3 protein-coding genes are annotated in these 1524 nt (G+C 77.8%); 1 reads left to right on the forward strand and 2 read right to left on the reverse strand.

The window, feature by feature from the left end:
- Window positions 1-270 (reverse strand): hypothetical protein (locus AB0J52_RS40025; RefSeq protein WP_500188394.1); only part of this gene is annotated, 270 nt, incomplete at its 3' end.
- A 260-nt stretch (window positions 271-530) separates the two neighbouring features.
- On the opposite strand from AB0J52_RS40025, the gene AB0J52_RS40030 reads away from it, so the two are divergent.
- On the forward strand, window positions 531-872 hold the full coding sequence (locus AB0J52_RS40030) for an SCP2 sterol-binding domain-containing protein (protein WP_500188395.1): 342 nt from the start codon (window positions 531-533) through the stop codon (window positions 870-872).
- 114 nt (window positions 873-986) lie between these two features.
- Here AB0J52_RS40030 and AB0J52_RS40035 read toward each other — a convergent pair.
- On the reverse strand, window positions 987-1524 hold a 538-nt coding region (locus tag AB0J52_RS40035), incomplete at its 5' end, for an HAD hydrolase-like protein (protein WP_500188397.1).

Here is a 1524-nt window from a genome sequence, read left to right on the forward strand (position 1 = left end):
CGCCCCGCCTCCCGGCGCCATCGTCCCGCCGGGACCGGCCGGTCCGCCCGGGCGCGGCATCCCGCCGGGACCGGACGCTCCGAAACCGGGCGCTCCGGGACCGGACGCGCCGGGCCGGGGCATGCCGCCGAGGGACGGGACGCCCTCGCCCTCCTCGTCGGCCGAGACCAGCAGCTCCTGGAGCCGCTGGTGGACGTCGGCGAACACCTCGACGTGGGCGGGCACGGGCAGGCCCGCCAGCTCGTCCAGCCGCGCGACGACCGCGTCCACGCGCGGGTCACCGGCGGACGCGGACGCCCCGGCTCCCCCGGCCGCCGGCCCCGCACCCCCCGGCGCCGTGCCAGGGCCAGCGGCTCCCGCCGGCCCAAGCCCTGCGGCTGCTGCCGGCCCCGGGCCTGCGGCCTCGTCGGACCTCAACCTTTACCTCCAAGAACACCCCGAACCGCGCGCCCCGGGTCGCCCGGGGTCCGGTCTGAACGCTACCGTCCCTGGACGACATCGTTGCCGACCGAACGGGGAACGGCCTGATCATGGCCAACGAGGAGGAGTGCCGCGCCGCGCTCGACAAGATCGCAGAGCGGCTGGCCGAGGTGGACGCCGACAAGCTCGCCCGGCACGTGGTGGAGCGGACCATCAGCTGCCGCGTGCCCGACCTCGGGCTGGCCTTCGGCACGCGGCTGCACGAGGGCGGGCTCGATCCCTTCCGGCCCGCCGACGACCCGGGGGCCGCGCAGGTCCGGCTCACCGTCGGCAGCGACGACCTGGTCGCGCTCGCGCACGACGAGCTGAGCCCGGCCAAGGCGTGGGCCGCCGGCCGCCTCAAGGTCGAGGCGAGCTTCTTCGACCTGCTGCGCCTGCGCAAGGTCCTGTAGCCCTCCGGCTCCACTGCCCCGAGCCCTCCGGCTCCACTGCCCCGAGCCCTCCGGCTCCACCGCCCGGAGCCCTCCGGCTCCACCGCGTCCGGAGCCCTCCGGCCACGCACCGCCTCAGTGGCCGGACGGCAGGTCGAGGCCGCGCAGCGCGCCGGCCACCGCCTCCGGGCGGACGGGCTCGTCGGACCGCCAGCACGCGGCGGCGAGCGCCCGGAGCCCGTCGTACGGGTCGCCCCCGCCGTCCAGCTCGACGGCGTCGCCGGCGCGCCGGGCCGTCCAGCCGCCGCACAGGTCCGCGTCACCGTCCCGCCGCACCTCCGGGTGCGGGACGAGCAGCCCGGTCAGGTCCGGCGCGACGTAGGTCGGACGGTGCCGCGGCGGCGCGGTGAGCAGGTCGAGCGGACCGTTCACGCCGGTCAGCACGAGCAGGCTGTCGGCGCCGCCGTTGTACGCGCCCTCGATGTCGGTGTCGAGCCGGTCGCCCACCACGAGCGGCCGCTCGGCCCCGGTCCGCAGCATCGCCTCCCGGTGCAGCGGCCGCTCCGGCTTGCCGGTCACGATCGGCGCCACCCCCGTCGCGGTCTGGATGACCCGCAGCAGCGCGCCGTTGCCGGGCTTGGGCGGGCCGTCCTCACCGGGGATCGTCGAGTCG

This window comes from Spirillospora sp. NPDC049652, assembly GCF_040675125.1.
GTDB lineage: Bacteria > Actinomycetota > Actinomycetes > Streptosporangiales > Streptosporangiaceae > Spirillospora.